At 70.9% G+C, this 23157-nt stretch carries 18 protein-coding genes and 1 pseudogene; 5 read left to right on the top strand and 14 right to left on the bottom strand.

The features are described from left to right. Window positions 1-122: 122 nt before the first annotated feature. From ACWCP0_RS11495 to ACWCP0_RS11470, 6 genes are all read right to left on the bottom strand, one after another. The gene (locus tag ACWCP0_RS11495; protein WP_451078614.1) at window positions 123-458 is read right to left on the bottom strand and encodes a hypothetical protein; all 336 of its coding nucleotides are present in this window, start codon (window positions 456-458) and stop codon (window positions 123-125) included. 119 nt (window positions 459-577) lie between these two features. Continuing rightward, a complete protein-coding gene (locus ACWCP0_RS11490; protein ID WP_451078613.1) occupies window positions 578-7909 on the bottom strand; it encodes a polymorphic toxin type 27 domain-containing protein in 7332 nt (2443 codons plus the stop codon). A 1010-nt stretch (window positions 7910-8919) separates the two neighbouring features. Then, entirely contained in the window at window positions 8920-10227 is a 1308-nt protein-coding gene (locus ACWCP0_RS11485) for a hypothetical protein (protein WP_451078612.1), read from the bottom strand. Then, a complete protein-coding gene (locus ACWCP0_RS11480) occupies window positions 10217-10774 on the bottom strand; it encodes a DUF6114 domain-containing protein (RefSeq protein ID WP_451078611.1) in 558 nt (185 codons plus the stop codon). Before ACWCP0_RS11480 ends, ACWCP0_RS11485 begins: the two co-directional genes overlap by 11 nt. Before the next feature lie 97 nt (window positions 10775-10871). Further along, window positions 10872-11501 carry a DUF6230 family protein gene (locus ACWCP0_RS11475; protein ID WP_451078610.1) on the bottom strand — a complete coding sequence of 210 codons (630 nt, stop codon included), beginning with the start codon at window positions 11499-11501 and terminating at the stop codon, window positions 10872-10874. A 591-nt stretch (window positions 11502-12092) separates the two neighbouring features. Further along, window positions 12093-13064 (bottom strand): tetratricopeptide repeat protein, encoded by a 972-nt coding sequence (locus ACWCP0_RS11470; RefSeq protein ID WP_451078609.1) that lies wholly within the window; start codon window positions 13062-13064, stop codon window positions 12093-12095. 241 nt (window positions 13065-13305) lie between these two features. Here ACWCP0_RS11470 and ACWCP0_RS11465 point away from each other — a divergent pair, with 241 nt between their 5' ends. Continuing rightward, window positions 13306-13935: a TetR/AcrR family transcriptional regulator gene (locus tag ACWCP0_RS11465; protein WP_451078608.1), complete on the top strand. Its 630-nt coding sequence runs from the start codon at window positions 13306-13308 to the stop codon at window positions 13933-13935. A gap of 230 nt (window positions 13936-14165) precedes the next feature. Here the strand turns inward: ACWCP0_RS11465 and ACWCP0_RS11460 are convergent, their stop codons facing one another. The 7 genes and pseudogenes from ACWCP0_RS11460 to ACWCP0_RS11430 form a co-directional block, all read right to left on the bottom strand. Continuing rightward, complete coding sequence (locus ACWCP0_RS11460) at window positions 14166-14570, bottom strand: hypothetical protein (protein WP_451078607.1); 405 nt, start codon at window positions 14568-14570, stop codon at window positions 14166-14168. 59 nt (window positions 14571-14629) lie between these two features. Continuing rightward, window positions 14630-16330: an acyl-CoA mutase large subunit family protein gene (locus ACWCP0_RS11455; RefSeq protein WP_451078606.1), complete on the bottom strand. Its 1701-nt coding sequence runs from the start codon at window positions 16328-16330 to the stop codon at window positions 14630-14632. Between the two features lie 73 nt (window positions 16331-16403). Further along, the gene (locus tag ACWCP0_RS11450; protein ID WP_451078605.1) at window positions 16404-16736 is read right to left on the bottom strand and encodes a DUF3817 domain-containing protein; all 333 of its coding nucleotides are present in this window, start codon (window positions 16734-16736) and stop codon (window positions 16404-16406) included. Between the two features lie 86 nt (window positions 16737-16822). Then, a complete protein-coding gene (locus tag ACWCP0_RS11445) occupies window positions 16823-17332 on the bottom strand; it encodes a MarR family winged helix-turn-helix transcriptional regulator (protein WP_451078604.1) in 510 nt (169 codons plus the stop codon). Between the two features lie 83 nt (window positions 17333-17415). Further along, window positions 17416-18013: pseudogene (locus ACWCP0_RS11440) on the bottom strand (TetR/AcrR family transcriptional regulator). Window positions 18014-18088: 75 nt separating this feature from the next. Beyond that, window positions 18089-18382: an MTH1187 family thiamine-binding protein gene (locus tag ACWCP0_RS11435; RefSeq protein WP_351223179.1), complete on the bottom strand. Its 294-nt coding sequence runs from the start codon at window positions 18380-18382 to the stop codon at window positions 18089-18091. Then, complete coding sequence (locus ACWCP0_RS11430) at window positions 18379-18723, bottom strand: DUF3817 domain-containing protein (protein ID WP_451078603.1); 345 nt, start codon at window positions 18721-18723, stop codon at window positions 18379-18381. Before ACWCP0_RS11430 ends, ACWCP0_RS11435 begins: the two co-directional genes overlap by 4 nt. 180 nt (window positions 18724-18903) lie before the next feature. Here ACWCP0_RS11430 and ACWCP0_RS11425 point away from each other — a divergent pair, with 180 nt between their 5' ends. From ACWCP0_RS11425 to ACWCP0_RS11410, 4 genes are all read left to right on the top strand, one after another. Beyond that, window positions 18904-19536, top strand: coding sequence for an AIM24 family protein (locus ACWCP0_RS11425; protein ID WP_451078760.1), 633 nt, complete (start codon window positions 18904-18906; stop codon window positions 19534-19536). Window position 19537: 1 nt separating this feature from the next. Then, window positions 19538-20188, top strand: coding sequence for an AIM24 family protein (locus ACWCP0_RS11420; RefSeq protein WP_451078602.1), 651 nt, complete (start codon window positions 19538-19540; stop codon window positions 20186-20188). Further along, entirely contained in the window at window positions 20185-20970 is a 786-nt protein-coding gene (locus tag ACWCP0_RS11415; protein ID WP_451078601.1) for an AIM24 family protein, read from the top strand. The genes ACWCP0_RS11420 and ACWCP0_RS11415 overlap by 4 nt, the downstream gene beginning before the upstream one ends. Before the next feature lie 136 nt (window positions 20971-21106). Then, on the top strand, window positions 21107-21583 hold the full coding sequence (locus ACWCP0_RS11410; protein ID WP_451078600.1) for a MarR family winged helix-turn-helix transcriptional regulator: 477 nt from the start codon (window positions 21107-21109) through the stop codon (window positions 21581-21583). Between the two features lie 616 nt (window positions 21584-22199). Here ACWCP0_RS11410 and meaB read toward each other — a convergent pair. Beyond that, a complete protein-coding gene (meaB, locus tag ACWCP0_RS11405; protein WP_451078599.1) occupies window positions 22200-23156 on the bottom strand; it encodes a methylmalonyl Co-A mutase-associated GTPase MeaB in 957 nt (318 codons plus the stop codon). Window position 23157: the final 1 nt, after the last annotated feature.

Genomic DNA, 23157 nt, shown 5'->3' with positions numbered 1-23157 from the left:
CACACTCCGCCGCCCGGGGGGCGGGCCTCGCGCCGTGGGGGGCCGGCCGCCCCCCCGCCCGACGCCCCCTCGGGGGGGCCCGCGGCCCGCGGCCCCGGGCCCCGCCCCCCTTCGTCACGCGCTCACGACGCGCGGATCGCCTGCGTGATCTCCGCTCCGGTCCGCGCGACGACGACGGACCACTCATCTCTCATGAACGGGGCCAGATGCGCCCGGTCCCCGTCCCGTTGGAGGATGACCGTCCCGCCCGGAAGGACGAGAACGGCATCCAGCCGTTGCAGCAGGGCGGAGACGAGGTCCATGACCCCCGCGCCTCCGAAACGGGTGAAGGTGATGTTGGTCGGGCTGCTGAGGTAGACGTCCGCCTCGCCCCCCTCCCCCATACTCAACTGCAGGGATTCCTGCTGGCCTTCATGCCCCACCGCGTACGGATCGAGGACGTCGTGCGCGACGCTCATGTCCAGCGGGACCGTCTCACCATTCTCGAACCGACACACAAAGATGTCGTAACTCACATGCCACTCCAGGCAAAGGAATGAGGTCGGCGCCCCGGCGAACCGGGGCGCCGACATTTCTGCTACGAGGTGGCCGGGGTGTGGATGACCTTGATCCGAGCGAGTTCAGGGATGTTCTTGAACACCTCCTGAGCCACCTGGAACACATCCTCCTCGGCTATGTGCCATTCAAGAGGGGTATTCGGTGCAGCCGCAACCTGATCCTTTGCCTGCTTCACGAAGTCCTCCTCTACGATCTTCGGCCTGAAGGACATGAGGTTCGAGTATCCAGGCCCCTTGGCCTCCAGCAGAGTACCGCCCTTGTAGCCGTCGAACTTCAGCTCTCCCCTGGGGTTCGGCGTGTTCCTGATCAGGTAGCCGAATCCATCGGGAACTCCCGTGATCTGGAACTCGTAGGCGACTGCGGCCGGCTTCTTACCACCTTCCTTGGAAATGTTCCAGACACCGGGCCCGCCCATCTCGACCCAACACTGCGGATTGCTAGTGGAACTGGCGGAGAAGGCTGCAAAGGCGAAGGTGTTGGGGACGACGCCGTCGACCTTCTCGCAGGCTTCCTGAAGCCGCTGGATCACCTTCGTACCGATGCCGGAGATGACGCCCTCGGCCAGGCCGAGGGACCGCAGCGCCAGCCACGCGTCGGTGAAGCCGATGCCCGTCTTGATGGCGGCGTCCATCGCCGTCACTGCGGCCTTCGCTGACTTGAACAGCGCGCCCGCGACGAACCAGCCCGCCGCCCACGCGCAGTCGCCCCAGCTGCCCGACGCCCCGCCCGGCGTGATCTTCTGGGCACACCCGATGAAGTCGCCGAGAAGGACGTCGATCGGGTCGATGCCCGAGTTGAACTCGGCCATCGTCAGGGTGTAGGTGAACCGCTCGGTCTTGGGGTCCGTCACCTCGGGGCCGAGGTAGACCGTGTCCTCCTTCGGGCACCCGCCCGTGGCGGCGAGCTCGGGCGCCAGACACATGTAGAGGTCGACGTGCGACTTGTACGTGATCGTGGCCGAGATCGTGCAGTCACCGAAGTGGATGATCGGGTTGCAGTTGTCCTTAACGACGTTCTGCGGTTCGCCGATGTACTCGATGTGGTCGAGGACGGCCCACACCCCGCCGAGCCCGGTGTTGATCCCCTCCGTGATCTGCTGGTTGTTGCCCTGCGTCTCCGTACGGTCCGCAGCGGCCTGGGCCTCCTCTGCCGCTTCCCTGGCACCGGCGGCGGCTTCCTCCGCCGCCGTCGCGTCGGACTCTGCCTGGGTGGCTGTGGCGCGGGCGCTGGCGGCGTCCTCCTCGGCCTGAGTGGCCGCTGCACGGGCCGAAGCGGCGTCCTTCTCCGCCTCGGTGGCCGCGTTGTCCGCCGCGATGGCGTCCTGTTCGGCGTCGCTCGCCGCCCACAACGCCGTCATAGCGTCCTCGCCGGCCGACTGGGCGTAGCCCGAGGCCCGGTCCGCCGACGCCTGGGCGAGCTTCGCGTCCGCCGCGGCCTGAGTGGCCGAGGCCTGGGCTCGCTGGTACGCCTTGGCGGCACGGGCCGCGTCGGACGCCGCAGCCGCGGCCGCCTGCGCCGCGAGCTTCATGTCCGCGGCGGCCTGTTCGGCCAGGGCCTTCGCCTCGGCGGAGAACCCTTCCGCCTGGTTCGCGGTGGCGGCTGCTGCCGCCGCCTGCTGCTGCGAGATCGTCAGGGACTGCTGACCCGTCAGAACCGCGAACGCGGCGGAGCTGTCGACCTCCTGGAACGGACCGCCGAGGGCGATCGCCTCGTTCGCGGGCTTGACCACCGCGGCAGCGGAGTCACGTGCCGCGAGCGACGCCTGCACGGCCGCATGTGCCTTGCCGGCGGTGGTCGCCGCCCAGGCAGCGGTTTGCTGTGCTTCGCTGCGGGCGGCGGCAGCCTCCGACTTGGCGGTCTTGGCCGCCGCGGACGCCTTCTCCGACTGCTCCTTGGCGCCCTTGGCGTCGGCCGCCGCCGCCTCCGAGGCGTCGATGGCCTCGGCCGCGGCCGCGTGGGCCGCGGCCGCGGAACCGGCCGCGGCCAGGTAGGAGGCCCAGGTGGCGTCGGCCGCCGCCTTGGCCCGGGCCGCGGAGCCCTGTGCCTTGGTGGCCGCCTCACGGGCGTTGGTGGCCGCGGCCGTGGCCGCGTTCGCCGCCGCGCGGGCGTTGGTGGCGGCCGTGGTCGCCGTGTTGGCGGCGGCACGGGCATCGTTCGCGGCGGCCCGGGCGGCCTCGGCCGCGTCCGTACCGTCCACGGCGGCGGCGTGCGCCTCCAGGGCCTGTGCCTTGGCCTCCAGCGAGTCCCGCCGCTGCTCGGCCTCCAGGGCCTTGTCGCGGGCAGCGACGGCGTCGCGCTCCGCCTGCTCGGCGTCGGCCCTCTTGGTCGAGGCCGTGGCTCCCGCCGCCTCGGCCGAGGCGCGGGCGTCGCTGGCGATCTGCCCCTGGGCGACCGCCTGGGCCTCGTAGGTCTTGGCCCTGTCCCGCTCGCTCTCCGCGGTGGCCCGGTAGGCCGCCGCGTTGGCGCGCTCCAACTCGGCGACGGCCCGGGACGCCTGCGCGTCGGCCGCGGCCTGACGGGCCTGTTCCTCCTCCTCCAGAGCGGTTTCCTTGGCCTTCTTGGCGGTCGCGGCGTTCGCCGCGGCCGAGGCCGCGTAGGCGTCGGCACTGTCCGCCGCGGCCTTCGCCTGGGCGGCGGCCTCCTGGGCGGCGATGCGGCGGAACTCGGTGTTCACCGCGTGCGCCTCGGTCTTCGCCAGGGCGAGCAGCGCCTCGGACGTTGAGACCGTGGCGTTCGCCGCGTTCAGGGCCGTCTCCGTCGCCTTCGCGGCGGCCGTGGCGGCCGCGCCCGAGGCACGGGCGACCTGCACCGACTGCTGCGCGTACATCAGGCCACGACCACGCGGCACCTCACCGGCGTCCGCGATCGTCCAGGCCTGCTGCTGGGCGGTCACCGCACGCTGGGACGCGGCGGCGGCCAGGGCGGCCTGCTCCTTCGCCTTGGTGACCAGCGCCTGGACCTTGCCGCGTGCGTTCGCCAGGTCCGTCTTCGCCTTGTCGAAGAGGGCCTGCTTCGGCTTGAGGATGTGGTCCGGGTCGGCTTCGAGCTTGTCGTGCCAGTACTTCTGCCAGCGCAGGACCTGGTCGGCGCGCCACGCCTGGCCGATGGCCTCGATCATGGTGGCGGTGGCGGTCCGGGTCGCGGCGGCGGCGTCGGCCTCCGCCTGCATGATGATCGCGCGCGGGGCGGCCTGTCCGGCGTACTCCGCCTCCCATTCGGCCGACGCCTGGGAGACGGCGGCGCTCAGGGCGTTGCGCGGGTCCACCGGGTCCTGGTGGTTGCAGGAGGCCCACGCCTGCTTGAGGTTCTCGACCTCGATACGGAAGTCCGCGGTCCCCTCGGCGATGGGCTGGTCGAGGAAACCTCCGTGCCGCAGGTAGGTGGCGATGTCGGCGGCGGTGGTAACGCCGGAGAAACGGGTGTTGGTCAGGCTGGAGTCCCGCAGCATGACGTCTGCCGCAAAGTCGTCCCAGCTGTCCTTGCCCCGGTTCTGCTCGGTGATCTCCCGGGCCTTGGCGATCGCCTCCGGGCTGGCGTTGGTGTGCGCGTCCCAGCCGATGCGGTCGGCCAGCTTCGCCTGCGAGGAGGAGGTGTAGGCGATGACGTCGGCGTCGAACTCCGGTGCGTGCAGCGTGATCTCGTCGCTGAACGAGCTCATCGCGTACGGGCGGTTCGCGTCCTCCAGGAGGGCCTTCTGCGCGGCGAAGGCGTCCAGGTAGGCGTAACCGGCCTCCCGGTCCTCGTCGCTGGCCTGCCCGAGCGGCATGAACCCGATCCAGCCGACGTCGCCGACGACGGCGTGCAGTTGGTCGTTGGTACCGGTCAGGCCCTCGATGGCCTTGGCCTTCGTCTTGGCGCCGCCCGCGTGCAGGGCGACTCCCGCGAGGCAGCGCTCCAGGCGCGGGGTGCTGCGGACGTCGCTGATGACGGCGGTCAGCTCGTTGAGCCGGCGCAGGGCGTTGTCGGCGTCGACGAAGATCTGCCGGATGCCGGTGGAGACCTGCTCGATCGCCTGGGCGAGCGCGGGCACGCGGCCCACGATCACGGCGGACGAGGGAATGTCGATCAGCGACCAGAGGCAGTCCTCGACGTCGTACCGGGCCAGGCATCCCTTGACCTCGGCGGCACCGAGCTGGTCGAAGAGGATCTGGCCGCCGTTGGCAGTGGCCCACTCGACGACGTTCACGGAGACGGCCGCGAGGCCGTTCCGGTAGTCGTCGACGCAGGTCTGGCCGCAGGCGTCGAGGAGTATCTGCTCCTCGCGCTGGCCGAGCGCAGGCCAGTTGGCGGCGCCGCCCTTGATGGGCGTGGTGCCCTCGGCGAGCGCGTCCTTGTGCTGGGTCTCGTTCCGCTCGCGCTGTTCCTGCTCGGCCTGTTTCGCGGCCTCTTCGGCGGCGGTGCTGTTCCCTTCCGCGTCGGACGCCTTCGACTCGGCGTCCTTGGCCTCCTGTTCGGTCTGGGCGGCCTTCTTCGCGGCTTCCTCGGCGGCCTCGGCGGCCCGGCCGGCCTTCTCGTTCGCCTCGGCGGCGTGCCGCTCGGCGTCGGTGGCCTCACGGTCGGCCTCGGCGGCGGCGCCGCTCGCCTCGTTCGCGATGAGACGGGCGCTGACGGCGTCGTTGCCGGCCTGCTGGGCGTGGCCGGAGGCGGCGTCGGCGGCGGACTTCGCACCCTTCTGGGCGTCGGCGGCGTCGGCCGCGGAAGCCTGGGCGCGGGTCACGGCTTCCACAGCGCGGACCGAGTCGGCGGCCGCGCGGGCGGCTGCCTCGGCGGCGATCTTCGCGTCGCCGGTGGCCTGCGCGGCCGTCTGCTGCGCGGACTCGGCGGCCTCGGCGGCCTCGGCGGCCTTGGCCTGGGCGGCGGCGGCCTGCTGTTCGGCGAGCGTCTTGGACGCCTGGCCGACGAGCACGGCGAACGCGGCCGAGCTGTCCCTCTCCTGGTACGGGCTGCCGACGGCGACGGCCTCGCCGGCGGCGGCGACGGCCTCGGCGGCGCTGTCGCGGGCGGCGAGCGCGGCCTGACCCGCGGCGTAGGCGCGGCCGACCACGGTCGCGGCCGACTTCACCGCCTCGGCTGCACTCGTCCCGGCGGCGGCGGCCTCCTGCTCGGCCTTCTTGGCGAGCTCGGTGGCATTCTCCGAGGCCGTGGCCGCGTTGTCCGCGCGGGTCGCGGCGTCCTGGGTGGCGTCCAGGGCGGCAGCGGCGGCGGCGTGCGCGGTGGAGGCCGCGCCGAGGGAGGAGTGGTACGCCGACCAGGCACTGTCGGCGTCGGCCTGGGCGCGCTCGGCGGCGCCCTCCGCCTTGGTGGCGGCGGTGCGCGCGGTCACGGCGGCGGTGGTGGCCTGGTCCGCGGCGGTCTGCGCGGCGGTGGCGACCGTGGCGGCCTGGTTCGCGGCTGTACGGGCGGCGGTGGCGGCAGCCCGGGTCTCAGCGGCGGTCGCGGTGCCCTCGGCGGCGGCGGCCGCGCTCTCCAGGGCGGCGGCGCGGGCCGCGGTGGCCTGCTTCGCCTGGAGGGCGGCGATCGCCTTCTCGCGCGCGGTCTGGGCGGCCTTGGCCTTCTCGTCGGCGAGCTTGCGCTTCGTCGTCGCGTCGGTGGTCGCGGTCCCGGCGGCCGTGTCGGCGTTCCGGGCGGCGGTCTGCTGGGTCGCGGCCCGCTCCTCGGCCTCCTGCGCCTTGGCGCGCTCGGCGGCGGCCGTGGCCCGGGAGGCGACGGCGGTGGCCTGCTCCACCTGGGCCTTGGCGCGCTCGCCGGCGGCGGTGGCGGCGGCGGTCTTGGCCTTGTCGCGCTTCTGCTCGGCCGTCGTACGGGCCGCCTTGGCGGCGGTCGCGCTCTCGGCGGCGGCCGTGGCGTTGGCCTCGGCGCTGTCGGCGGCGGCCTTCGCCTGGGCGGCGGCCTCCTCGGCGGCGACGCGGCGGAACTCGGTGTTGATCGCGTGCGACTCGGTCTGCGCCTTGGCGAGCAGCGCGTCGCTGTCGGCGATCGTGGCGTTGGCGGCGGCGAGCGCGGTCTCGGTCGCCTTCGCGGCGGCCGCGGCGGCGGCGCCGGAGGCGCGGGCGACCTGGACCGACTGCTGGGCGTACATCAAACCGCGGCCGCGCGGCACGTGGCTGGTGTCGGCGACGGCCCAGGCTTCCTGCTGCGCCGTAGCGGTCTTCTCGGCGGCGGTGGCGGCCGCGGTGGCGTGGGCCTTGGCCGAGGTGACCAGGGCCGCCACGTTACTGCGGGCGCGGGTGAGGTCCGCCGTAGCCTGGTCGTACATCGCCTGGTCGGGCTTGTCCAGGATGGTGTCGGGGTCCTGGGCTAGGGTGTCCTGCCAGTACTTGCGCCAGGTCAGGATCTGCTCGGCGAGCCACGCCTGTCCGATGGCCTCGACCATGTCGTCGGTGGCCTCGCGGGTCGCCGCGGCGGCGTCGGCCTCCGCCTGGATAATCTTGGCGCGCTGGGTTGCCTGTCCGGCGTACTCCTGCTCCCATTCGACCATCGCGGTCATCACCGGGTCGTTGAGCATGCGCCGCGGGTCGACCGGGTTCTGGGCGTCGCAGGACGCCCATGCCTGCTTGAGGTCCTCGACCTCGACGCGGTACTCGGCGGAGTCCTTGGCCGGCGTCTCGGTCGCGAAGCCTCCGCGCCGCAGGTAGGACGCGATGTCGCTGGAGGTCGTACCGCGCGAGTAGCGGGTGTTGCCGAGCTCGCTGTCGCGCAGCATGTCGTCGGCGGCGAAGTCGTGCCAGGTGTCCTTGCCGCGGTTCTCCTCGGCGATGGCCCTGGCACGGGCGATGGCCTCGGCGTTGGCGTTGCTGTGGCCGTCCCAACCGAGGCGGTAGGCGAGCTCGGTCTGGGTGACGAGGGTGAAGTGAGTGACGTCCTCGCCGAACTCCGGCGCGTGCCACTCCATGTCGTCGCTGGCCCAAGCCGATTCGACGTAGGGCTTATTGGCGGTGTCGAGGCCGGCGGTACGCGCCTTGGCCGCGTCGCCGTAGGCGCCGCCGGCCTCCTTGTCGGCGTCGGCGGCCAGACCGAGAGGGCCGAAGCCGATCCAGCCGATGTCCCCGACGATCTCGCGGAGCTGCTGCTCGGTGCCGGTCAGGCCCTCGATGGCCTTGGCCTTCATCTGGGCACCACCGAAGTGCAGCGCCACACCACTCAGACAGCGGTCGAGCCGCCGCGACTCACCGATGCTGTTGCGGCTGAACCCGCTGTCCTCATCGGGCACCGTCTCGGCCGCGGCCGGAGCCGCCTGGATCAGGCCCGTCAGTACGGCCGCGGCGGTGACGAGGGCCGTCCCGCTCGTGGCTCTGGCGAGTGTGTCTCGGATACGTCGTCGGCGTCTGCCGACGTCTCTGACCGATGGCATGTGTCTGCCCAACAATCTCTTTGACGTTCGGCAGCATCACTCATGGGCATGGCAGCAGGATCGGCTCGCCGTACAGGCCACGCCCCCTCGGCACGACATGCGCCAGCGCTCGCCCCCCACGAACTGGCGCCGCCGCTTACGCCGCGACAATCTCACGCCTGATCCGGCACGGGAAGATCAAAGAATCTTCACCAAGATCTCACAGGAGTACAGCACCGGACAAAGAGATCTCCTCCTTGACCATCTCTTTGCCGGGAGCATGGGAACCGTGCGCATGTTTCCGCACTATGAAGCGCCGCACTCACCGGCCGCAGGGCCTAGAAACCAGCGGGCTCGGTGTTCACCCCGTCTTAGGCGGCGTCGATGTCCACTCGACCGCTGGCCAGTTGATGTCTGCGCGGGCGAGCTCAGCAGCCAGAGGGCGCCGACCGCGTCACGGCCGACGATGTCGTCGCGGGCGGTGTCGCCCATGCCTCCGGGCGACACCAGCAGGCTATAGAAGCCCCAGCCGCCACCGACGATCTTGGCGTCGAGGCCGTGCCCAGCGGTGCAGTAGAGCGTCGTGCCCATCCGGAAACACAGGTCCGCACCGGCACCGCTGACCGACCTGCACCAGGGCGGATGTCGCCGAAGCCTCCGCCGAGCTTCACGGACGCTTTCAAGCCGCCCATGCCGTTCGACTCTTAATCGCAGAGACAGCTGTTGGACTTGCGGCCGAAGAGGGAGCCTTGCGGGCCGGAGGAAGTGGTGACCGTCGCGGCCGCCCGGCTCGCGGTGGCATCGCCGCACGCGGCCGGCTCGCCGACCCACGGCATTCGGCAGCGCGCAGCCGTCCCGCGGCGAGCGCGGCGGCCGCCAAACGCCCCCCGATGCCCGCGGCTCGGCCTACCGGCCGCAGCCCGAACACGTTACTACTGACGGGTGCGAACTGAGTCAGGGACAACGCAACTGTGGGCCGCACCCCCGTAGCGAGGGTGCGGCCCACAGTCTTTTCCGCGGCTCCCGGAAAATCAGCCGGCGTTGCCACCGGTGAAGTAGTTGTGCAGCCCCGGCACCGTCAGCGTGCCGCCGAACTGGCCGGCCTGCTTGATCTTCACGTCGGTGAAGATCGCGAAGGGGACGTCCAGCGGCGGCGGAGTCTGCGGGCTGAACGTGACCGGGATGAGGCCGAAGAGGTTGCCCTTCAGCTCCTCCGTGTACATGGTCACCGTGCCGTTGCGGATCGTGGACGTGGAGCCCTTCGCCGCCTCGACGTGCGCGGTGGTTCCGTTCGGGCCCACCACGAGTTGGTGCAGGTCCTTGATGTCCACCGAGGTCGCCGTGAACTTCAGCGCCTTCTTGATCTTGCCGCTGCCGGTCTTGACCTCGACGATGCCGTGGTACTTGAGACCGCTCAGCGTGAGCTTGGAGCTCTCCAGCCGCCAGGGGTCGTCCGGCAGCAGCGGGATGCCCGGCTCCAGGTCGGCGGCGGCGAGCGCCTCCGGGTCAGGGGTGGGACACGGGAAGCGCGGCTTGCCGTCGGCGCCCTCCGGGATGTCCTCGTCCTTGACCGGGTCCAGGCCCTTGACCTTGTCGTCGAGCTCCTCGACCTCGGCGCCGGCCTTTTCGGCCGCGTCCTTGATGGCGTCCTTGGTGCTGTCCACCGTGCCGGTGACCGGGTCCTTCGACGACTCCGCCGGCTTGGACGGGGTCTCCTCGGCCGGCTTCGACGGCTCCTCGGTGGGCTTCGCCGTGTCGCTCGGCGTCGGCGTGGCCGTCGCGGTGGCCGTCGGCTCCGCGTCCGGGCCGTCGAGCAGGTCCTTGATCGCGTCGCCGACACCTAGCGGGTCGAGCGGGTTCTTGGTCTCGCTGGGAGTGGGGTCCGCGGACGGTGCCGACTGACCGGCCGGCGTGGCCGCCGGCTCGGACGCCGAGGGGGACGCGCCCGGCTTCGGCTCGTCGCCGGCATCGCCCGACGGGCTCGCGGACGGCTCGTCGGAGGGCTTGTCCGACGGCTCGTCCGTGGAGTCGGACGCGTCGTCCGAGGGCTTCGACGACTCCGAGGCGGACGGCGACTCCTCCGTCTCCTGCGGCTCGTCCGAGCGGGTCACGCACGGTCCGGGGGCGAACGGGATGTCCTTCTCGTCGGCGAGCGCCAGCTTGGGCGTGAGTCCCATGCCGACGAAGACCGCCGTGGGCATCGCCGCGATGGCCATGGCCTTGCCCGCGGGTATCTGCAGCTTGGTGAGCAGCGACTTCCTCGGGGCCGCGTGACGCGGGCCCTTTCTCAGGCGGGGGTCGCCATCGGCCGCGATCAGTGATTCTTCGTCACCCCGCACTGTTGCTCCCGCCGTCGGTGTGGGTGGTCGTCTTCGTGATGCTCACCGTGTCCGAGAACTGCGGACCGGGTACGAGCGGAACGTCGGCATTGTCCGCCGCGGGGGCCGGGGCAGTCGGCTGCGCGGTGTCCTCGGTCGGGTCGGCGGGCTTCCCGGGCGCCCACGAGATGGAGAGCGCACCACCCATCAGGGAGAGCAGGAAGCCGATGAGGAAGCCTCCGATGTTGGAGACCGGCAGCGAGATCAGCGCCAGCAGAATCGCGGCGACACCGGCGAACACCCGCACAATGTGGTGGAACCACATCGTCAGCCCCAGCGTCACCAGCAGTACGCCGATGATCAGCGAACCCGCGCCCGCCGTCGTGGCCATGTTCAGCGTCATATGGCCGAGCTTGAGGCTGGCATACGGGAGGTAGGCAATCGGTACGCCGCCGAGCATCGTGAACAGGCCGGCCCAGAAGGGCCGCTGGCCCCGCCAGTCGCGGAAACGCCGCTTGATGACGCGGAGGTAGTGCTCGTCGTTCTGCCCCGGTGACTCGGCGCTCATGGAAAACAGCTCCCTGGAACCGGTGTTGCTGTGAAAAGGAGTGAGGGTCGGGCGGGCGGGGACACGGAAGCCGCTCCCCACCCGCCCGGGCGGGTGCTTAGTAGCACTCCTTGACGCCCTTGTGCAGCTTCATGCTGAGACCGCTCAGCTTGAAGGTGCCGGCGGTGGTCGCCCACGCCGTCTGCTTGACGTTCTTCAGGTGGGCTTCATCGGCCCGCTGGGCGAAGCCGTACTTGTTCGCCTGGGTGCCCGGCTGGATGCCCGGCTTGTTGTCCTCGTCACCCGCGGCGACGCCGATGTCGATGTTCTTGAACTCGGCGTCTGCCTGGAGCTCCGCGACGTCCAGGTAGAGGTTCGTCGCATCGACGGGCGTGCCCTTGCCACCGGCACGCAGCTCCAGGCTGACGCTGCCGAAGAACGGCACGTCGGGAGTGACGACCGACTGGCACATGTTGGTGATCGTCGCGTGGCTGAACGCCGACACCGCGACCGGGTGGGCGGTCTTGTTGCCCTTGAGGTCGGTGCCCGTCGCGAGGCTTCCGTACTGGAAAAAGTCCTCACCGTCCAGCGCGTCGGCCGTCACCTTGAAGCTCTGGCCCGAAACGCTGAAGGACGCCGCCAGCGCGCCCTGTGCCAGACCGACGCCTATCGCAGCCGTGGCGGCCACGGACGGCACCATGACGACCGCGAACCGCTTCCATCTGGTCCCACCACGAACCTGGGACATATCTGTTCCTCCTTCTCGGACGTACATCTCCGGTACGGACCGAGGAGGTCCGTCCTGGGATGGGAGAAGTGCTACGTCCTCGGGAAGGAGAGCGCCGTGAGAACAGGCGCGAGCCGCGTCCGCATCACCGGCGATCACCCCCGAGCGACAACCACTGGCCACGCCTTCGCGCAACCGCAATGGACAGGCCCTGCCAGGTCGGGCAGGAACCCCCCTGTCCTCGGCCGGCGCCTCTGCCGCCGGCCCACTCGGTGGGGACCCAGGACCGCGGACGCGGCTGGCTGCCGGGCTGGTGCGGTAATGGACCGAGCGTCGCCGATCGTGGTGCATTACGCGCCGGGACACAAGGGGGTTCGTTACTGGCTAGTAACGGACGGATAACCACGGCACGACGGGGTGACGTCACCCGACGACGCAGGGTGCCCCGAGCCAGGTCGAAAAGTCAGCAGATTGCCGCTGAAAAGCGGACAGAACAACGCAGTTGATTTACTCCAAGTAACAGCGGCCGCGTTTACCAAGTTTTGGTAAAGCACGGCCGCCGTTTGTCACTCTGTCGCCAAATCCGCCGCCTGCATCGGCGACGTGAACCCGTCAGAACAGCACGCGCGCCAGCGCCGTACGCGCAGCCGTCACCCGCGGGTCGTCCGGACCGATCACCTCGAAGAGCTCCAGCAGCCGCAGCCGGGCGGCGTTGCGGTCCTCGCCCACCGTGCGCCGCACGGTGTCGACGAGCCGGCCGAAGGCGTCCTCGACGTGCCCGCCGACCAGATCGAGGTCGGCGGCGGCGATCTGCGCCTGGATGTCGTCGGGCCTGTCGGCGGCCTCCTTGCGCACCGCCGACGGGTCCATGTCCTGCACCCGGGCGAGCAGTTCGGCCTGGGCGAGGCCGAGCTTGGCCTCCGTGTTGCCCGGGTCGTCGGAGAGCACGTTCCTGTACGCCTGGACGGCGCCGGCGAGGTCGCCCGCGTCCAGCGCCCGGACGGCCGCTTCGAGCAGCGCGTCGTACGGCCCCGCCGGGACGGGCGCCGGGCCCGCGTCCGCCTCCTCGGCGTCCGCGTCGACGGTGATGCCGGTGAGGCCGAAGCGCTCCTCGGAGACCTGGATCAGCTGGTCGAGGGTCTCCCGGATCTGCTGTTCCGGCGCCAGGCCCTGGAAGAGCGGCAGCGCCTGGCCGGCGACCACCGCGAAGACAGCCGGGATGCCCTGGATCCCGAACTGCTGCATCAGCATCTGGTTGGCTTCGACGTCGATCTTGGCGAGCACGAAACGGCCGTTGTATTCACGGGCGAGCCGCTCCAGCACGGGGCTCAGCTGCTTGCAGGGCTCGCACCACTCGGCCCAGAAGTCGATGACGACCGGCACTTCGGCCGAGCGCTGGAGGATGTCGCGCTCGAAGCCCGCATCGTCGACGTCGATCACCAGGCTGGAGGGGGGTACGGCACCGCCGCCGCCCTGGCGGGCGGCCTCGGCACGCGCCTGTTCCGCCTTGGCCTTGGCCTCGCCGGCCGCCTTCACCGCGGCGAGGTCGACGACGCCGCTCATGGACATGTTCCTAGGCTGCATGAGTACATCCTCCCCCCTCCGCGCGCACGAGTGAAAAACCCGACGGAAGAACGCCGACCGCGGGTGGTGCGTACTGCGATGCGTACTGTGCGCCGGGTCCCCACCTGGCGCCTGTGGTTGTCGCTCAGCTTCACGCTTTCGCTACGAGTCGTAGCGTAACTCGATTGCCACGGGGACGGGAAGGAACACCCCGTGAACTGCCCTCACAGCGCATCACCTACTGACCGGTATGGTCGCCGTCATGTGTAGCCGCACCCGTCCGAAATCGACCCGCACCGGCCGCCCCCGCAGCGCCGAGGCGGACGCCGCCATCCTTGACGCGACCAGGGCGGCCCTGGTCGAGCTGGGCTGGTCCAAGCTCACGATGGGCGACGTGGCGACCCGGGCCGGGGTGGCCAAAACCACGCTCTACCGGCGCTGGGCCGGCAAGAACGAACTCGTCGTGGACGCCGTCGCCGTCCTGTTCGACGAACTGGAGCTTCCCGACCGGGGCTCGCTCGCGGCGGACATCGAGGGTGTGGTGCTGCAGTTCGCGGAGCTGCTGCAGCGGCCCGAGGCCAGGACCGCGCTGATGGCGGTGGTCGCCGAGTCGACGCGCGACGAGCCGCTGCGCGAGCGGATCCGGGTCTCGATCGTGGACCGCCAGAAGCGGCTGGTCCTCGAGGGCCGGGCGCGGGCGCAGGCGCGCGGCGAACTGCCGACGGAGACCGACCCGGAGGCGGCCGCCGCCACCGCCGACCTGATCTTCGACGTGATCGCGGGCGCGGTGGTGCACCGGGCGCTGGTGAGCTGCGAACCCGTCGACGCGGACTGGGTCCGCCGCTTCACCGCGGTGCTGCTGGGAGGGCTGGGCGCGACGGTCGAGGGATGAGCCCGCACCCGGGTCGGCGGCGCAGGCGCGGCGGCCGACTCGCCCTTCGGACGGTCTCCGAGGCGCGGCGGTACCGCCGCGCGGCAGAGGTGCCGGCGTCCGGCACCGCCCGGTGGGCCCGAGCGGCCGTCCGCGAACGCAGGACGGGCTCGCTGCTCAAGCGCCGGACGCCTTCGAGGTCGAGCGGCGGACGGCCTGGAGGTCGAGCGACGGACGGCCTTGACATCGCCTCAGCGGGAGGCGGGTTGATCGGGCTTCGGCTTGCCCGGCCAGGTCACCTTGGGGAGCTTCTCCGCCTCCTCCGGCGGCAGCAGCCCGGCCCCGATGAGCGCGGCACGGGCCGCCATCCGTCCGGCCGTCTTGAAGCCGTACTCCGACGAGTCCACTTCGTGGTGGCGGCCGTCGGTGAGCCTCACGCGGGCGGCCACACCGTCGAGGCCCTCCCGCAGGCCGGCCCGGATCGCCGGAACGTACTCCGCCGCCAGCAGTTCCTCGGGCACCGTGTTCACGAACTCCGGCTCACCGCTCTCCCCGGGTGGCTCGAAGTCCGCGGTGAGGCGCGCGAAGGGCCCGCAGGCGCCGACGGACTGGATGCGGACGCGTACGTCACGCACGGGAACGGGAAGACCGGCCATCCCGCCACCGTAGGGCTGGGAGGCCGGTCCTTCCACCGGGTTTCGGGTGGGACGCCGGGTCAGAAGCCCGGCGGCTCCGTGTAGGTACCCCACTCGTCCCGCAGCACGCCGCAGATCTCACCGAGCGTCGCCTCGGCACGTACCGCGTCGAGCATCGGCTCGATCATGTTCGAACCGTCGCGGGCGGCTGTCAGCATCGCGTCCAGCGAGGCCCGTACGCGCGCGTCGTCGCGCCGCGACTTGCGCTCGCCGAGGATGCGGACCTGCTCCCACTCCACCTCGTGGCTGACGCGGAGGATCTCCAGGTCGCCGGTGACCGAGCCGTGGTGGACGTTGACACCGACGACCCGCTTGTCGCCCTTCTCCAGCGACTGCTGGTAGCGGAACGCCGACTCGGCGATCTCGCCGGTGAACCAGCCGTCCTCGATGCCGCGCAGAATGCCGGACGTCATCGGCCCGATGGGGTGCTGCCCGTCGGGGTGGGCGCGCAGCCCGCGCTCCTTGATCTGGTCGAAGATCTTCTCGGCGTCGGCCTCGATGCGGTCGGTGAGCTGCTCGATGTACCAGGAACCGCCCAACGGGTCGGCCACGTTGGCGACGCCGGTCTCCTCCATGAGCACCTGCTGCGTGCGCAGGGCGATCTCGGCGGCCTGCTCGGACGGCAGGGCGAGGGTCTCGTCCAGGGCGTTGGTGTGCAGCGAGTTGGTGCCGCCGAGCACGGCCGCGAGGGCCTCCACGGCGGTCCGTACGACGTTGTTGTACGGCTGCTGGGCCGTCAGCGAGACCCCGGCGGTCTGGGTGTGGAAGCGCAGCCACTGCGCCTTGTCGGTCTTCGCCCCGTACACGTCCTTCATCCAGCGCGCCCAGATGCGGCGGGCCGCACGGAACTTGGCGATCTCCTCGAAGAAGTCGACGTGCGCGTCGAAGAAGAAGGAGAGACCGGGTGCGAAGACGTCCACGTCCAGGCCCCGGCTCAGGCCGAGTTCGACGTATCCGAAGCCGTCCGCGAGCGTGTACGCCAGCTCCTGCGCGGCCGTCGCGCCCGCCTCGCGGATGTGGTAGCCGGAGACGGAGAGCGGCTTGTACGCGGGGATGGAGCGGGCGCAGTGCTCCATCAGGTCGCCGATCAGGCGCAGATGGGGCTCGGGCTGGAAGAGCCACTCCTTCTGCGCGATGTACTCCTTGAAGATGTCCGTCTGCAGCGTGCCGTTGAGCACACCCGGGTCGACGCCCTGCCGCTCGGCGGCGACGAGGTACATGCAGAAGACCGGGACGGCCGGTCCGCTGATGGTCATGGAGGTGGTGACGTCGCCGAGCGGGATGCCCTTGAAGAGGACGTCCATGTCGGCGGCGGAGTCGATGGCGACACCGCAGTGGCCGACCTCGCCGAGCGAGCGCGGTTCGTCGGAGTCGCGGCCCATCAGTGTGGGCATGTCGAAGGCGACGCTGAGCCCGCCGCCGCCGGCGGCCAGGATCATCTTGTACCGCTCGTTGGTCTGCTCGGCGTTGCCGAAGCCGGCGAACTGGCGGATGGTCCAGGTGCGGCCGCGGTAGCCCGTCGGGTACAGGCCGCGCGTGAACGGATACTCGCCGGGCCAGCCGATCCGCTCGAAGCCCTCGTAGGTGTCGCCGGGCCTGGGCCCGTAGACCGGCTCGACCGGATCACCGGAGAGCGTGGTGAAGTCGGCGTTCCGCTTCTTTGCGGTGTCGTACCGGGCCTGCCAGCGGCGGCGGCCCTCCTCGATGGCGTCAGCGTCCATACCCTCGAATTTACTAGGACGTCCAAGTAAATGTCGATGGCAAACCGCCGTACGTACCCGTACGGCGGTGGGTTCATGCCTTGGCGACCGCCGGAACCTGCCCGCTGACCAGCGGCTCGGCCTCGCGTGTGACCTTGCGCTCCACGAAGAAAGCCGCGAAGGGGATCGTCCCGGAGAGCAGCACCCACAGCAGCTTGCCGAACGACCACTTGGCCTTGGAGCCCAGGTCGAAGGCGAAGATCAGGTAGATGATGTAGAGGATGCCGTGGGCCTGGGAGACCGCGAAGGTGACGTCCTCGCCCATGTCGAAGCCGTACTTGAACACCATGCAGGTGCACAGCACGAGCAGCATCACGGCGGTGACATAGGCCATCACCCGGTAGCGGGTCAGCACGCTCTTCTTCATGCCGACGAGGTTAACCGTCCGGTTTGGGCGATCTTCCGGCGGGTCGGGGGACGTGGGTCACGTCAGCCCGGGCCGCGTCGCACCGGTCACTTCTCCTCGAAGTCGTGCGCGGCGATGCGCAGGGGCCGCAGCAGCGCGAAGATCTCCCCGCACTCCTCGGAGTCGTACGCCCCGAGCCCGAAGTCCATCTCCATCAGATCGCGGGTGGCCGCCTCGACGACCTCGCGGCCCTTCTCGGTGATCGACGCCAGGGTCCCGCGTCCGTCGTTCGGGTTGGGGCGCTTGGCGACCAGGCCGGACCTCACCAACCGGTCCACCGTGTTCGTCACGGACGTCGGATGCACCATCAGGCGCTCGCCGATCTTGGACATCGGCAGCTCACCGGCCTTGGAGAAGGTGAGCAGCACCAGCGCCTCGTACCGCGCGAAGGTCAGTCCGTACGGCTTGACGACGGCGTCGACCTCGGCGAGCAGGATCTGTTGCGCCCGCATGATCGAGGTGATCGCGGACATCGAGGGCACGGGGCCCCAACGCTGCCGCCAGAGCTCGTCGGCTCGGGCGATGGGGTCGAACGGAAGGCTGAGCGGCTTCGGCACGGCACCGACCTTACCGACTGGTCATATGCCGGTCAGCCCCGTCTCGAACTTCGGTCCGATGGGAGACGAGGACCCCGCGGAGGTCAGCGGCGGACCGTGCGCCGCAGCCGGTGCCGCACGGCTCGCTGCGCGACCGGTCCCAGCTCCTTCAGGGCGGCGGCCGGCACGGTGAGGTGCTCCAGGGCATCGAGGGCACGCCCTGCGCCGTCCGGATCCACGCCCTCGTAGAGTTCCAGGCCCACGAAGGAGGCGGCGACCGCGCGGGCGAGGCCCGCGGAGTCGGTGAGCTCGCCGAGCGGAGACCCGGCGAGGACCCCGGGTGAGCACCTTCTCGATCTCCTCGATCCAGAGATCGAGCCCGGCGGCGGTGGCGGGCGCGAGCCGGGGCCGGGTCTGGGCGCCCGCGAGCAGCTGTCCCAGGAACGCGACATGGCCGGCCGCACGCTCCTCCGCGTACATCTCGCGGCCGAACTCGAGCAGCTCCGCAAGGCCGGTGATCTTCCCGGGGCGGTCGCGGTGGCGGGCCACACGCTGCTCCGCGCCATGGCGGCAGGCGGCGGCCGGCAGCTCGTCGACAGAGCCGAAATGGTGGAAGACGAGCGCCTGGTCGACCCCGGCGGCGGCTATGGAGCGGGCCGACGTCTTGGCGATGCCCTGTTCGGCGAGCGTGCGCAGCGGCATTTCGAGCAGTCGCTCGATCAAGGATGACGAAAGAGCCCCCGGCCACACGGGCCAGGGGCTCTCCGGTGCTGCGGCTCAGGCGGACAGGTGGCGCTCCACCGTCTCGACCTTGCTGGTCAGCCCGTCCGTGACACCGGGCCTGATGTCCGCCTTCAGGACGAGGGAGACGCGCGGCGCGCGGGCCTCGACGGCGGCGACTGCGCGCTTGACGACGTCCATGACCTCGTCCCACTCGCCCTCGACGGAGGTGAACATGGCGTCCGTGCGGTTGGGCAGCCCGGACTCGCGGACGACGCGCACGGCGTCGGCGACGTACTCGCCGACGTCCTCGCCGACGCCCAGCGGGGTGACGGAGAAGGCGACGATCACGCGCTCACCGTGCCCTCGCGGCGCGCGCGGGCGGCGATGACCGCGTCCTCGGCGGCGCGCTTGAGCTTGCGCTCGGCGACGAAGCCGCCGAAGGGCAGCACGGACAGGACGAAGTAGAGCGCGGCCGTCCCGAACGTCCACTTCGTACGGTTCCAGGCGTCCAGCCAGAAGATCACGTACAGGACGAAGAGCACGCCGTGGATCGCGCCCATGACCGGGACGGCATTGAACTCCGTCGTGCGCTTGAGCACCGAGCAGACGAGCAGCACGAGGAACGACACGGCCTCCGGCGCGGAGACGAGTCGGAGGCGGTGGAGGGAGGAGGCGGTCTTGATGTCCACGAAAGGCACCTTCGGTGGAGGGGTCGGCGGTCTTGTGAACGCACGCACAAGCGCTGCCATTGTGGCACCGCGCTTCCCCTGGTCTTTACTCCGGGTGGCTTCGGGGTCGGGTCGGGGTCGTGATCGTTCCGAGGGGCCTGTCCCAAAACGTCCCCCGCCCAGTACCGTCACCCCGTGGCAATGTTCCGACTTCAAGGCAGCAAGGTGCTCGCCGTCGACATGACCGGGGACACCGTCAAGGCGAAGAACGGGTCGATGGTCGCGTACGACGGCCAGATGGCGTTCAAGAAACTGTCCGGCGGCGGTGAGGGCATCCGAGGCATGGTGACCCGCCGCCTCACCGGCGAGCAGATGACCATGATGGAGGTGAAGGGCCAGGGCACCTGCTACTTCGCCGACCGCGCGTCCGAGATCAACCTCGTCTCGCTGCACGGCGACAAGCTGTACGTCGAGTCGAGCAATCTCCTCTGCACGGACGGCGGGCTGCGCACCGGCACCAGCTTCACCGGCCTGCGCGGAGGCGCGACCGGCAACGGCCTGTTCACGACGACCCTCGAGGGCACGGGCCAGGCAGCGATCATGTCGGACGGGCCTGCCGTGGTGCTGCGCGTCACCCCCCAGTACCCGCTCTCGGTCGACCCCGGCGCGTACATCGCGCACCAGGGCAACGTCCAGCAGAGCTTCCAGTCCGGTGTGACCTTCCGCACGCTGCTCGGCGAGGGCGGCGGTGAGGCGTTCCAGATCCGGTTCGAGGGCGACGGGCTCGTGTACGTACAGCCGAGCGAGCGCAACACGATCGCAGGGGACGTGTGACATGCCCTTCCGTGAGATCAACTCGAAGGTGGTCGAGGCGACGGTCGTCCCCGGCCAGAAGATGTACAGCCAGCGCGGCGCGATGCTCGCGTACAAGGGCGAGGTGTCCTTCACCCCGAACATGGCGGGCGGCCAGGGCGGCCTGATGTCGATGATCGGCCGGCGCGTGGCCGACGAGGCGACCCCGCTGATGACGGTCGAGGGCAGCGGCACGGTGATGTTCGGCCACGGCGGCCACCACATCCAGGTGATCAATCTGACCGGCGACTCCCTCTACGTCGAGGCCGACCGGCTGCTCGCCTTCGACGGCACGCTGCAGCAGGGCACGATGTTCATGGGCTCGCAGGGCGGAGTCATGGGCATGGTGCGCGGCCAGGTCACCGGCCAGGGCCTGTTCACCACGACGCTGAAGGGGCACGGCGCGGTCGCGGTCATGGCGCACGGCGGGGTGATCGAGCTGCCGATCACTCCGAGCCGGCCGGTCCATGTCGACCCGCAGGCGTACGTCGCGCACCACGGCGACGTGCGGAACAAGCTCTCCACCGCGCTCGGCTGGCGCGACATGGTGGGGCGCGGCTCGGGCGAGGCGTTCCAGCTGGAGCTGAGCGGCAGTGGTGCGGTGTACGTCCAGGCGTCGGAGGAGAAGCTGTGAGCACGCCGGTGATTTTCGACCCGATGACCCTGCCGAGCGACGACAACGTCAACGCCTACACCTTCTGCGTGGAGCTCAAGGGCTCCCAGTGGTTCCTGCAGAAGGGCAAGATGATCGCCTACTACGGGCAGATCGAGTTCAACGGCATCGGGCACGGTCGCCTCGACCGGCTGATGCGTACGAGCTTCCACTCGCCGCTGCACGCGAGCGACTGGGTGGTGGCCGAGGGCAGCGGCAAGATGCTGCTCGCCGACCGGGCGTTCGACGTGAACTCGTACGACCTGGAGGACGGCAATCTGACGATCCGGTCCGGGAATCTGCTGGCCTACCAGCCGTCGCTGGCGCTGAAGCAGTCGATCGTGCCGGGCTTTCTGACGCTGATCGGCACGGGCAAGTTCGTGGCGGCGTCGAACGGTCCGGTGGTCTTCATGGAGCCGCCGATCCGGGTGGACCCGCAGGCGCTGGTCGGCTGGGCGGACTGCCCGTCGCCGTGCCACCACTACGACCACGGCTACATGAGCGGCGTCATGGGCGGCCTGCGACAGCTCGCGGGGATCGGCGGGGCGTCGGGCGAGGAGCACCAGTTCGAGTTCGTGGGCGCGGGGACGGTACTTCTCCAGTCCACGGAGACGCTCATGCCCGAGCAGGCGACGGGCACCGTCCCGCACGCGGACGGAGTGCCGGGCGGGGGCCACGGGGGCCACGCGACACCCGGTCAGCACGGGTCCTCCCCGCGCCTTCCCGGCCAGCTTGGGGACCTCCAGCGTCGCTTCGGGCTGTGAGCGGTAGTCTGCGGAGTGTGACGTCGAACGTCTGCGCCCTTGTGTGGGGGACCATGGAGACCGTGGACACAAGGACGCCGGGCGTCACACCCGATGACTTCGTCCGTCTTTCAACTTCTTAGGGTAGTATCCATATATGGAGACCGAGACGGCCACGCGCTGGCTGAGCGATACGGAGCAGTGCGCCTGGCGCACGTATCTGGATGTCAACAGGTTGTTGACGTACCAGATGGAGAAGGACCTGCAACCGTTCGGCCTGACCATGAACGACTACGAGATCCTCGTGAATCTCTCGGAGTCCGCGGACCGGCGCATGCGCATGAGTGACCTGGCCGCGGCCACACTCCAGTCGAAGAGCCGGCTCTCCCACCAGATCACCCGTATGGAGAACGCGGGCCTGGTCCGCAGGGAGAACTGCGAGTCCGACCGCCGTGGGTTGTACGCCGTCCTGACCGACCACGGCACGGAGACGATGCAGAAGGTCGCGCCGCACCACGTCGAGTCCGTGCGCCAGCACTTCATCGGCCTGCTGTCGCCGGAGGCGCTCGCGGATCTGAGCGAGGCCCTCAAGCCGGTGGCCGACCATTTGCGCGGGCGGCGCGGCAAGGTCTGACGGGGACCCTCCGGCGCCCCCGCGCCCCCGGTTCGGGGCATGGGGGCGCCCCCCTGCCGCCGGCTGGGCCGGGGTGTCCGTCCTCGAACGCCGGACGCGCTGGGTGTGACGGGGTCGCCCACGCCGGATCGGTTGCCGTCCCGGGGCCGCTCCGGGGCTCGTATCCGGGACGGCATGATGTACGGCGCGCACCCAGTACCCCACGGTCGCCGGTAGCGCCGCGCGCCACACATCACGCTTCGGTGTCCCGAACACGACCCCTGCGCGCCCCGGGCATGGTTACCGGTGGGGGCCGACCCCGGTGGGCGGCCACCTGGTTCGTACCCACCCACCGGGCCGCAGCCGGGAGCGAACCTGGGGCGGGCCGTGCAGGGTCGCCCCCGCAGAAACCGCTCCCCCGTACGGGCTCACGCCGTACCCACCGATTTCGAGGAGGCGAGTCCGGAGGGGCCCCGCACCACCACCCACCGGCAGCCGCCGCACCGAGCCCGTCCGGGGGTCCCCCCACGCCGCAGGGTGCAGGGGGAGCCTGAGGACGGACCACACCGGCCCACTCACGGGTACCGCCCACCTCGCCGGCGGGGTGCCCCTCCGGCGGGGCACCCCGCCGGAGGCGTCACGTGGTCGTGAGGCCCGCCACCAGTTCGTCCGCCGCCGCGTACGGGTCGAGTTCGCCCGCCACGATGCGGGCCGCCAGCGCGTCCAGGCGGCGGTCGCCGCGCAGGTCGCCGATGCGCTCGCGCAGGGCGGTGACCGCGATCGTCTCGACCTCGTGCGCGGCCCGCCGGGTGCGCCGCTCCGCGAGGACGCCGTGCTCCTCCATCCACGCCCGGTGCTTCTCCAGGGCCTCGACGACCTCGTCGATGCCCTCGCCCCGCGCCGCGACCGTCTTCACGATCGGCGGCCGCCAGTCACCCGGCGCACGGGACTCGCCCAGCCCGAGCATGTGGTTGAGCTCGCGCGCGGTCGCGTCGGCGCCGTCGCGGTCCGCCTTGTTGACGACGTACACGTCGCCGATCTCCAGGATGCCCGCCTTCGCGGCCTGGATGCCGTCGCCCATGCCGGGCGCGAGCAGCACCACCGACGTGTCGGCCTCGGAGGCGATCTCGACCTCCGACTGGCCCACGCCGACCGTCTCCACCAGCACCACGTCGCAGCCGGCCGCGTCCAGGACGCGGATGGCCTGGGGCGCGGCCCACGCGAGGCCGCCGAGATGGCCGCGGGTGGCCATCGACCGGATGTAGACGCCGGGGTCGGACGCGTGCTCCGACATCCGCACCCGGTCGCCCAGCAGCGCCCCGCCCGAGAAGGGCGAGGACGGGTCGACGGCCAGGACGCCGACCCGCTTCCCGGCCCGCCGGTACGCCGTCACCAGCGCGGACGTGGACGTCGACTTGCCGACACCCGGCGAACCGGTCAGCCCCACCACGTACGCGCCGCCGGTCAGCGGCGCGAGCGCCGCCATGACCTCACGGAGCTGCGGGGACGCCCCCTCGACGAGTGAGATCAGCCGGGCCACGGCCCGCGGCCGGCCCTCTCGCGCCTGGGCGACCAGCTGGGCGACGTCCACCATC

The sequence above is a fragment of the Streptomyces sp. NPDC001970 genome, assembly GCF_053594115.1.
This window is presented reverse-complemented; position numbering and strand designations above follow the sequence as displayed.

Excerpts from the sequence above, each read along its gene's own strand:
- ACWCP0_RS11450 (WP_451078605.1), bottom strand. The coding sequence starts at position 16,736 with ATGAAGAAGAGCGTGCTGACCCGCTACCGGGTGATGGCCTATGTCACC.
- ACWCP0_RS11495 (WP_451078614.1), bottom strand. The coding sequence starts at position 458 with ATGAGCGTCGCGCACGACGTCCTCGATCCGTACGCGGTGGGGCATGAA.
- ACWCP0_RS11465 (WP_451078608.1), top strand. The coding sequence starts at position 13,306 with ATGTGTAGCCGCACCCGTCCGAAATCGACCCGCACCGGCCGCCCCCGC.
- ACWCP0_RS11425 (WP_451078760.1), top strand. The coding sequence starts at position 18,904 with ATGTTCCGACTTCAAGGCAGCAAGGTGCTCGCCGTCGACATGACCGGG.
- meaB (WP_451078599.1), bottom strand. The coding sequence starts at position 23,156 with ATGGTGGACGTCGCCCAGCTGGTCGCCCAGGCGCGAGAGGGCCGGCCG.
- ACWCP0_RS11410 (WP_451078600.1), top strand. The coding sequence starts at position 21,107 with ATGGAGACCGAGACGGCCACGCGCTGGCTGAGCGATACGGAGCAGTGC.
- ACWCP0_RS11455 (WP_451078606.1), bottom strand. The coding sequence starts at position 16,330 with ATGGACGCTGACGCCATCGAGGAGGGCCGCCGCCGCTGGCAGGCCCGG.
- ACWCP0_RS11475 (WP_451078610.1), bottom strand. The coding sequence starts at position 11,501 with ATGTCCCAGGTTCGTGGTGGGACCAGATGGAAGCGGTTCGCGGTCGTC.
- ACWCP0_RS11480 (WP_451078611.1), bottom strand. The coding sequence starts at position 10,774 with ATGAGCGCCGAGTCACCGGGGCAGAACGACGAGCACTACCTCCGCGTC.
- ACWCP0_RS11420 (WP_451078602.1), top strand. The coding sequence starts at position 19,538 with ATGCCCTTCCGTGAGATCAACTCGAAGGTGGTCGAGGCGACGGTCGTC.
- ACWCP0_RS11490 (WP_451078613.1), bottom strand. The coding sequence starts at position 7,909 with ATGCCATCGGTCAGAGACGTCGGCAGACGCCGACGACGTATCCGAGAC.
- ACWCP0_RS11460 (WP_451078607.1), bottom strand. The coding sequence starts at position 14,570 with ATGGCCGGTCTTCCCGTTCCCGTGCGTGACGTACGCGTCCGCATCCAG.
- ACWCP0_RS11470 (WP_451078609.1), bottom strand. The coding sequence starts at position 13,064 with ATGCAGCCTAGGAACATGTCCATGAGCGGCGTCGTCGACCTCGCCGCG.